8 protein-coding genes and 1 tRNA gene are annotated in these 8,916 nt (G+C 70.4%); 5 read left to right on the top strand and 4 right to left on the bottom strand.

Features of this window, described 5'->3' with window-relative positions; translation table 11 throughout:
• Window positions 1–78: 78 nt before the first annotated feature.
• On the top strand, window positions 79–648 hold the full coding sequence (locus FSY66_RS10915) for an integrase core domain-containing protein (protein ID WP_006214729.1): 570 nt from the start codon (window positions 79–81) through the stop codon (window positions 646–648).
• A gap of 37 nt (window positions 649–685) precedes the next feature.
• Here FSY66_RS10915 and FSY66_RS10910 read toward each other — a convergent pair.
• A tRNA-Lys gene (locus tag FSY66_RS10910) sits at window positions 686–761 on the bottom strand.
• A 165-nt stretch (window positions 762–926) separates the two neighbouring features.
• Between FSY66_RS10910 and glsA the strand changes: the two genes are divergently transcribed.
• The 4 genes from glsA (at window position 927) to FSY66_RS10890 (ending at window position 5,807) form a co-directional block, all read left to right on the top strand.
• On the top strand, window positions 927–3,104 hold the full coding sequence (gene glsA / locus FSY66_RS10905; RefSeq protein WP_144794848.1) for a glutaminase A: 2,178 nt from the start codon (window positions 927–929) through the stop codon (window positions 3,102–3,104).
• 77 nt (window positions 3,105–3,181) lie between these two features.
• The gene (locus FSY66_RS10900; RefSeq protein ID WP_144794845.1) at window positions 3,182–3,889 is read left to right on the top strand and encodes a hypothetical protein; all 708 of its coding nucleotides are present in this window, start codon (window positions 3,182–3,184) and stop codon (window positions 3,887–3,889) included.
• 262 nt (window positions 3,890–4,151) lie between these two features.
• Window positions 4,152–4,772: a hypothetical protein gene (locus FSY66_RS10895; protein WP_144794843.1), complete on the top strand. Its 621-nt coding sequence runs from the start codon at window positions 4,152–4,154 to the stop codon at window positions 4,770–4,772.
• Between the two features lie 3 nt (window positions 4,773–4,775).
• Window positions 4,776–5,807: an inorganic phosphate transporter gene (locus tag FSY66_RS10890; protein WP_144794841.1), complete on the top strand. Its 1,032-nt coding sequence runs from the start codon at window positions 4,776–4,778 to the stop codon at window positions 5,805–5,807.
• A 171-nt stretch (window positions 5,808–5,978) separates the two neighbouring features.
• Here FSY66_RS10890 and pstB read toward each other — a convergent pair whose 3' ends face one another.
• From pstB to pstC, 3 genes are read right to left on the bottom strand one after another with little or no spacing between them, the layout of a single operon-like run.
• Window positions 5,979–6,758 carry a phosphate ABC transporter ATP-binding protein PstB gene (pstB, locus tag FSY66_RS10885; RefSeq protein WP_144794839.1) on the bottom strand — a complete coding sequence of 260 codons (780 nt, stop codon included), beginning with the start codon at window positions 6,756–6,758 and terminating at the stop codon, window positions 5,979–5,981.
• A 34-nt stretch (window positions 6,759–6,792) separates the two neighbouring features.
• A complete protein-coding gene (gene pstA / locus FSY66_RS10880; protein WP_144794836.1) occupies window positions 6,793–7,914 on the bottom strand; it encodes a phosphate ABC transporter permease PstA in 1,122 nt (373 codons plus the stop codon).
• A complete protein-coding gene (pstC, locus tag FSY66_RS10875) occupies window positions 7,914–8,894 on the bottom strand; it encodes a phosphate ABC transporter permease subunit PstC (protein ID WP_144794834.1) in 981 nt (326 codons plus the stop codon). The genes pstA and pstC overlap by 1 nt, the downstream gene beginning before the upstream one ends.
• Window positions 8,895–8,916: the final 22 nt, after the last annotated feature.

The following is an 8,916-nucleotide window of genomic DNA, read 5'->3' as shown; positions in this document are numbered from 1 at the left end:
GATCATCCCCCGGCCTCACGCGTCCCGGCCCCTGCCAATAACGTCATGCCCTCTTACAACTAGCGGCCTCTGAGGCGCGTGCGATCGCGGCCAGCATCCACCGCTGGATCACCACCAAGTCCCGCATGTGGGCCGACGGCCCCGCCGTCTACGAAGCCACGTTGTCCACCATCCAAGCGGGACTGCCGCGGAGGCCACCCGCAGACCCAGGGCAAAGTCGAGCGCTTCCAGCAGACCCTGAAGAAGTGGCTGGCAGCCCAGCCCCCACCAGCAGACCTGCCGGGCCTGCAGGCCCTGCTCGATCAGTTCCGCGAGATCTACAACACTCAGCGGATCCATTCAGCGAAGAAGACCACCCCGTACGCCGCCTACATCGCCGCACCGAAGGACACCCCAGGGCCCCTGGCACCGGCCACGACCCGGTTCCGCACCGACAAGATCGACGCCACGGGCAAAGTCACGCTGCGCTACGACGGCCAGCTCTTCCACATCGGCATCGGCCGAGCCCACGCCCGAACCCACGTCGTTCTGATCGTTGAGGACCGCGAGATCACCATCGTGGCCAAGGCCACCGGAGAGATCCTCCGCGAGCTCACCCTGGACCCCACGCGGAAGTACCAGCCACAACGAAAAACACCCCGAACCTGAGGGTTCGGGGTGTTTCCGATGTACTGAGACATCACAATGGTGGGCCCTGTGGGGATCGAACCCACGACCCATGGATTAAAAGTCCACTGCTCTGCCAGCTGAGCTAAGGGCCCGTCGTCGCTCGCAGGCGGCCCGGGCGGCGCCGTGCCCCCTGCCGCGAGAGCGACGGCCACCATCGTAGACCAGGCCGTCGCGACGCCTCTCTCCGCGTCGTCGTCGCCCGGGGGCCGCTGCACCGGACTTCGGCAACCGGGGTCCGCCCCGGTACGGTCGTCGTCGTGACCTCCCAAGAAGCTCAGCAGCGCCAGCATGCCGTCCCGCAGCCCGATGACACCGACTCCGCCTACGAGGTGGACGAGAACGGCGACCCGCTCGGGTGGGCCGACACCCAGCGCCCGAGCCCCGAGTGGTCAGAATCCGAGAAGCTCTTCGGCCCCTCCCCCATCGAGGGCGCGCTGGCGGCCGTGCTGGACGAGGTCCGCGAGCTCACGGACGGCGAGCCGTCGTCGTCCATCCCGGCCCTGGCGAATGCGGATCCGGAGAAGCTGTCCGTCGTGGTGGCCACCGCGGACGGGCACATCTACGAGGCCGGCGACAGCCGCGACCCGTTCTCCATCCAGTCCCTGTCCAAGGCCTTCGTGTACGGCCTGGCCATCGAGGACCGCGGCTTCGAGGGCGTGGACGCCAAGATCGACGTCGAGCCCAGCGGCGAGTCCTTCAACCGCATCTCCCTCAACCCGGACACCAATCGCCCGGCCAACGCCATGATCAATGCCGGCGCCATCACGGCCTCGTGGCTCGTCGACCCGCACCGCGGGCAGTCGCGCCGCGAGCGCGTGCGCCGCCTGTTCTCCGACTTCGCGGGGCGCGATCTGGAGATGAACGCGGACATCTACGCCCAGGAGCACCAGAACGGGGACCGCAACCGCGCCCTGGGCTGGATGCTCAGCTCGGTCGGCATCATCGAGGGGGATCCCACCCAGGCGCTGGAGGACTACTTCGCCCAGTGCTCGGTCATGATCGACACGCGCGATCTGGCGATCATGGGCGCGACGCTGGCGGCCGGCGGGCTCAATCCGTTCACCGAGCAGCGGGTCATGGACGCGGTCACGGTCGAGCGCGTGCTCTCCGTGATGAACTCCTGCGGCATGTACGACGACGCCGGCGAGTGGTTCGTGCGCGTCGGCCTGCCCGGCAAGTCGGGCGTGGGCGGCGGGATCATCGCGGTCGTGCCGGGCCAGCTGGCCGTGGCCACCTTCGCCCCTCCCCTGGACCGGCACGGCAACAGCGTCCGCGGCACGGCCGCCTGCCAGCGGATCTCCCAGGCCATGGATCTGCACTTCGCCCGCGGCCCGCGCCCGTCCAAGCGCACCGTGCGCTCGATCCACTCCCTGGCCGACGCCCGCTCGCTGACCCACCGCGACGAGGACTCGCGCCGGGCCCTGAGCGAGCTCGCCGCCGACGTGGCCGTGATCGAGATCCAGGGCAACCTGCTCTTCCCGGGCACCGAGGAGACGGTGCGCGCGCTGCGCCAGTCCGCGCAGACGGCGAGCTCCGTGGTCCTGGATCTCAGCGACGTCGACCAGATCGCCGGGTTCGGCCGGCACCTGATCGCCGTGACGGCCACCGAGCTGTGCGCGGCCGGGCGGGACGTGGCGCTGGTCGTGGGCGATCCCTGGACCGGGGACTGGCACGACGCGTGGGACACCGTCTGGGAGGACATCTGGGAGGACGAGTCCGACGACGACGCCGATCCCGACGCCGACGGCGGCCCGTCGAACCCCTACACCGACTCCCTGCCGGCGATCTCCGCGGCGCGCAAGATCACCTCGACGACGAAGCCCGACAACCTGACCGTTTTCGGCACCCGCGAGGAGGCCCTGGCCCACGTCGAGGACCAGCTGATCGAGCAGCTGCGCAGCCAGGAGGACGGCTCGACCTCGGTCGCCGCCGACGAGCTGCCCGATCTGGACGCCGCCTCCACGGTCGAGGCCGCGAAGGCCACCGACCTGCTGCGCGATGCCGCCGACGATCTCGCCGAGACCATCTGGTCCAATGCCGAGCGCCTGCGGGTGCGCAAGGGCGAGCCCGTCCTGGACCCCGACAAGGAGGGCGCGGCCGTGGTCCTGGTGGTCGAGGGCATCGTGGAGATGGTGCCGCACGGGGTCGAGGAGACCGGCACGGTCGTGCGGCGCATGCGCCCGGGCACGGTCTTCCGCTCCTCCGGCGTGACCGACGAGCGCCTGAGCGTCCAGGCCGTGGCCGGGACCGACCTGGTGGTCCGCGCGCTGGATGCCCCGGCGCTGCGCCGGCTCGAGCAGGAGCATCCCGATGCAGCCCTGGAGCTGTGGCGCTCGATGGCCCGAGCGGCCTCCGAGGACCTGGAGACCGCCCTGTGCGCCAACATCGGCTGGGAGCCCGGCGACCACTGGAACGACGAGCCGATCGAGGACTGAGCATCCCCGCTCCGCCGAGCGCTGAGCGCCCCCGCCCGGGCTGATGCCGGGCGGGGGCGCGGCCGTACCCTGGGGGCATGTCTCCCGCACGCGATCATCACCGCCCGGTGAAGTTCGACCCCGCGGCCTTCGAGCAGAGGGTCGGAGGGGTCGATCCCGCCGTGCTGGCCGAGGCCGCCCACGTGACCGCGGCTGCCGTGCTGCATCGCGGCCGCGGGCACGAGGACCCGGAGGTGCGCCGCCGGCTCGTCGAGTTCACCGACACCGAAGGGCTCGACGGCCTGGCGGCCCTGTGGTCGGAGGCCCCGGCCGTGAGCCTGCCCGGCGCCCTGTGGCGGCTCTACGCCCTGCGCTCGGCGGTCCAGGCCGATCCGGTGCGCCTGAGCCGCTGGTTCGACGCGGGCCGGCACACCGCCCAGGTCTCCTACGTCGTGGCCGGCGTCGCCGATCCGCCCCGGGCCGCCGAGATCCGGGCCATGGCCGATGCGATCCTCTCCGGCGCCTGGAGCGGCGACTTCGACGTCGCCCTGGAGCGCTTCGCGGCGTTCTGCCGGGTGACGGCCCTGGGCCGGGTCCGCCTGGGCGACCCGTGGACGCCGCGCAGCGGCCGCGATCGGCTCCCGGACAGCCCCGCCGCCGGCGAGCTCGGAGTCGAGGCCGCCGCACTGGCCCACGACGGCGAGCGCGCGGCCCGCGCCGAGATCACCGGCGCGCAGCGCCTCGAGCGCACCGCCGAGGACCTCGAGGCCGCGGCTCGGGCGTGGCGCGCCGGGACCCTGGACTGAGCCGCCGGACCCGCCCGCCCGGCTGCGATCAGCGGCTTTGACCCATCTGAGGGGGCGGCTCGTACAATGGGTGGCAGGTGCCGGGCTGCGGCAGCCCCGGGCTCCATCTTGAAGCCGCTGCGAGCGGCCACACGCCGAGAGGCGCTCCCGGTCCGGCACCCCAGACCACTGACCGGCCCGACGGCCGGTCCGATCACAGCATCGCGCCCGCAGCAGAGCCGCTGCGGGCTCTTCATCTCCGGCGACCGAAGGCGTGGGCTCGATGGCACTGCGGGTCTTCCCCGAGGACAGCGGGGTGCTGCACACCCTGGCGCAACTGGTCGATCAGGTGCAGGAGGCCGTGCGCTGCTGCTCCGAGCTGCTCGGCGCGGACGAGGACCGGCTCGGCGAGCTCACCGGCCTGGCCGAGTCCATCGGGACGCGCACCGCTGATCTGCACTTCGGAGCCATGACCTCCGCCCGCACGACGTACGCGCTGCCCCTGCCGCGCTCGGACATCTACATCCTGAGCAGCCACCTGGCCCGCGCGACCGAGCACCTGCTGCTGGCCGCCGATGCCCTGGCGGCGTCACCGCACCGGACGGCGCAGACCCGGTACATCACCGAGCAGCTCGCGACCATCAGCCACATGGCCTCCCTCTCGCGCACGGCCGTGCTCCGGCTGTCCTCGCTCAAGGGGCTCGACGCGTACTGGTTCGACCTCCATCGCCTGCGGAAGCAGACCGAGCGCACCTATCTGGTGCACCGGCAGCAGCTCTTCGGCGACCTCGACGCCGCGGAGGCCTTCCAGGCCCTGCAGATCGCCGATCAGCTGCATGACGCGGCCCGCTCCATGGCCTCCCTCTCCCACGAGATCGGGCGCATCAGCGTCTCCGAGGCCTGATCCGTGCTCCTCGCCGCCACGGTCGTCGCGCTGCTCCTGGCCGTCGCCTTCGCCGTCATCAGCTCGGGGCACGACGTCTCCAACGCGATCGCGGTCCCCGTGCGCCACCGTGCCCTGGGCCCCCGCACCGCCCTGTGGCTGGCCGCCGCGCTGAACGCCGTGGGCGTCGGGCTGGCCATGCTGCTCATGCCCGTCCACGAGCTGACCGCGCGCGGCGCGCAGCTGATGCCCGCCCGGGGGCCGGGGCTGCTGATCGTCTGCTCCGCCCTCGTGGTGAGCATCGGGTGGGCCCTGGAGACGTGGCGCCGCGGCATGCCGGTGTCCATGGGCGCCACCCTGACCAGCGCTCTGCTGGGGGCCTCCGCCGCCTCGGCCGCGATCGGGCTCGCACCGGCCGGCGTCGATTCCGCGCAGCTGCTGCTCAGGCTCTTCATCCCCGTGCTCGTCGGCCCGCTGGCCGCCTTCGCGCTGGCGTGGCTGGTGCTCATCCCGGTGGTCCACGTGGCCAGCCGGTTCGAGGCGGATCAGGTCACCATGGGGGCGCGCGCGGCCCTGGCCATCGGCTCGACCGCCGTGAACCTGAGCCACGGGGCGCTCCACGGGCCCCGCATGATCGCTCTGATCACCGCCATCGTGCTCAGCACCGGGGCGGTGGCGGCCGAGGCCCCGGCCCTGCCGATCTCCGTGGCGCTGGCGGTCGCCCTGGCCCTGGCCGGGGGCAGCCTCCTGGGCGGCTGGCACATCGCCCGCACGATCTCCTCCCGGATGGTCCGCCCCGACGCCGTCCGGGGCGCCACCGCGCAGCTGGTCGCCGGCGCCCTGGTGCTTCCCGTGGCCCTGGGCTCCGACCTCGAGCTGTCGACCTCGCAGACCACGTCCTCGGCGGTGCTCGGCGCCGGCATCAACCAGCGGTTCCGCTCCACGCATCACGTCGTCGTCGTCAGGATCCTGCTGTGCTGGCTCCTCACGGTGCCCGTCTGCGCGCTCGCCAGCGCGGTCCTGGTCACCGCCGCCTCGCCGCTCCTCGCGGGCTGACCACGCCCGCGCCGCGGACCGCAGATCCCGGCCCGGGCCCCACGGCTGCGCCTGCCTCGGGACGATCGTTCCTGCCCCGCACCGCAGACCTCCGACGACGAAGCCCCCGCCCGGATGATCCGAGCGGGGGCTTCGCGTGGCTGCGTCGACGTGCGACCCAGCGGAGGCCGATCAGCCGAAGCGGCCGGAGACGTAGTCCTCGGTGGCCTTCTCCTGCGGGTTCTGGAAGATGTTCGTGGTGTCGTTGTACTCCACGAGACGACCAGGCTTGCCCGTGGCCTCCAGGTTGTAGAACGCAGTGCGATCGGCCACGCGCTGCGCCTGCTGCATGTTGTGCGTGACGATGACGACCGTGAAGTCCTTCTTCAGGTCGTGGATCAGGTCCTCGATCGCGATCGTCGAGATCGGGTCCAGAGCCGAGCAGGGCTCGTCCATGAGGATGATGTCCGGCTTCACGGCGATCGCGCGGGCGATGCACAGACGCTGCTGCTGGCCGCCCGACAGGCCCGAGCCCGGGCGGTCCAGGCGGTCCTTGACCTCGTTCCACAGGTTCGAGCCGCGCAGCGAGGTCTCGACCAGCTCGTCGGCGTCCTTCTTGGAGATCGACTTGTTGTTCAGCTTCACGCCGGCCAGCACGTTGTCGCGGATGGACATCGTGGGGAACGGGTTCGGGCGCTGGAACACCATCCCGATCATCGAGCGCACCGTCACGGGGTCCACGCCGCGGCCGTAGATGTCCTCGCCGTCGATGAGGACCTTGCCGGTCGTGTAGGCACCCGGGATGACCTCGTGCATGCGGTTCAGCGAGCGCAGCACGGTCGACTTGCCGCAGCCGGACGGGCCGATGAAGGCGGTCACGGTGTTGGGGTCGATATCGATGTTCACGCCCTCGACGGCGCGGAAATCTCCGTAGTAGACATCGAGGTTCTCGACGTCGATTCGCTTCGACATGATCTCAGAGCTTCTTTCTCGGTCGTCGGCTGGCTCAGCGGCCGGCGGTCTTGGGTGCGAAGGCGCTGGCGATGAGCCGGGCGGCCAGGTTCAGCAGCATCACGAACACGATCAGCACCAGTGCGGCGGCCCAGGCGCGGTCCGTGGACGGATCCGGCGTGGTCGGCGAGATCGGTCGCATGAGCTGCTGGTAGATGAAGGTCGGCAGCGAGGACATCCAGTCGTTGAACGGGTTGAAGTTCATCTCGTCCAGGAAGCCGATGGTGACCATCAGCGGGGCCGTCTCGCCCACGACTCGTGCGATCGCCAGGGTGACGCCCGAGGCGATGCCCGAGATCGCGGTGGGGATGACCACCTTGAGAATGGTACGCCACTTGCGCACGCCCAGGGCGTACGAGGCCTCGCGCAGCTCCATGGGCACGACCTTCAGCATCTCCTCCGTGGACTTCACCACGGTGGGGATCATCAGGACGGTCAGGGCGACGGCGCCGATGATGCCCATGCGCACGCCCTCGTCGCCGAGGATCAGCACGAACAGGGCGGAGGCGAACAGGCCGGCCACGATCGACGGGATGCCCGTCATGACGTCCACCAGGAACGTGATGATGCGCGAGAGGAGATTGCCGTTGGAGTACTCGACCTGGTAGATCGCGGTGAGCAGGCCGATCGGCACGGAGATGATCGTGGCGCACAGGGTGACGATGATCGAGCCGACGATCGCGTGCAGGATGCCGCCGGGGACGGAGCCCTCCTCAGCAGCCTGCTGGTCCTGGTAGCCGGTGATGCCGTCCATGGTGGTGGTCAGCAGCTCGACCGACATGGTGGGGATGCCGCGAGCGAGCACCGTCCACACCACGGAGATCAGCGGGATGACCGCCAGGATGAATGCCGCGTAGACGAGGTAGGTCATGGCCGCGTTCTTGCCCTGACGGCCGCCCTCGATGGCCCCCACGGCGATCGGAGCGGCGATCAGGAAGATGACGGCGGCGAGGATCGCCCACAGGGCGATGTTGAACGAGATCAGGGCGGCCAGCGCGGCGCCGATCACGATCGCGGCGACCATGATCGCCGGCACGAGCCACTTCGGGCGCTGGCCCGAGGTGAGGGAGTTCTGCTTCGAGCTCTTGACGCTCGACTGTGCGATGTTGGTGGACATCAGTTGGCCCCCGAGAAGTCCTTGTAGCGGGACGTGATGGCACGCGCCGCGAGGTTCACGATCAGAGTGATGATGAACAGCATGAAGCCGGCGGCGATCAGCTCGATGAAGCGGGTGCCGAAGGCCTCCGGGTAGTTGAGCGCGATCTCGGCGGCGATCGTGTTGTTGCCCGTCTTGATGAGCGAGGCCTGCAGGCCGCCGGTGGACAGGACCATGGCCACGGCCATCGTCTCGCCGAGGGCGCGGCCCAGGGCCAGCATGACGGAGGAGATGATGCCGGCGCGCGCGAAGGGCATGACGGCCTGGCCGATCATCTCCAGGCGGGTCGCGCCCAGGGCCAGGGAGGCCTCCTCGTGCAGTTTGGGCGTCTGGACGAAGAGCTCGCGCGACATCGAGGTGATGATCGGCAGGATCATGATCGACAGCACGATGCCGGCGGTGAGCATGGTGCGCCCGGTGCCGGAGGCGGGACCCTCGAAGAGGGGGATCCAGCCGAAGTGCTCGGCGAGCCAGTTGTAGAAGGGCACCAGCGCGGGCGCGAGCACCGTCATGCCCCAGGCGCCGTAGACGACCGAGGGGATGGCCGCGAGCAGGTCGATCACGTAGCCGACGGGCTTGGCGACCTTTGCCGGGGCGAAGTGCGAGATGTACAGCGCGACCAGGATGCCGAGCGGCGTGGCGATCAGCAGCGCGATGATCGCCGCCATGACCGTGCCGATGATCAGCGGCATCACATAGCTCAGGAAGCCCTCGCCGCCGCTGATGGCGGACTCGGGGATCTGCAGGATCTGGAGGGACTCGAATCCGAGGAACGCGAAGACGGCCAGCAGGATGACGAAGATCAGGAGGCCGGCCGCGAGGCTCAGGCCGGAGAAGAGCTGATCGCCGAAGCGGCCCGAGGCAGAGCTCGACGAGGCGAAGGAGCTGCCGCCCCCGGGCTGCTTCTCCTGCGGTCTCTTCTCAGAGACATTGGTGGACATGGTCGACCCCTTCAGGTTCAGG

The sequence above is a fragment of the Kocuria palustris genome (assembly GCF_007666205.1).
Classification (GTDB): domain Bacteria; phylum Actinomycetota; class Actinomycetes; order Actinomycetales; family Micrococcaceae; genus Kocuria; species Kocuria palustris_A.
This window is presented reverse-complemented; position numbering and strand designations above follow the sequence as displayed.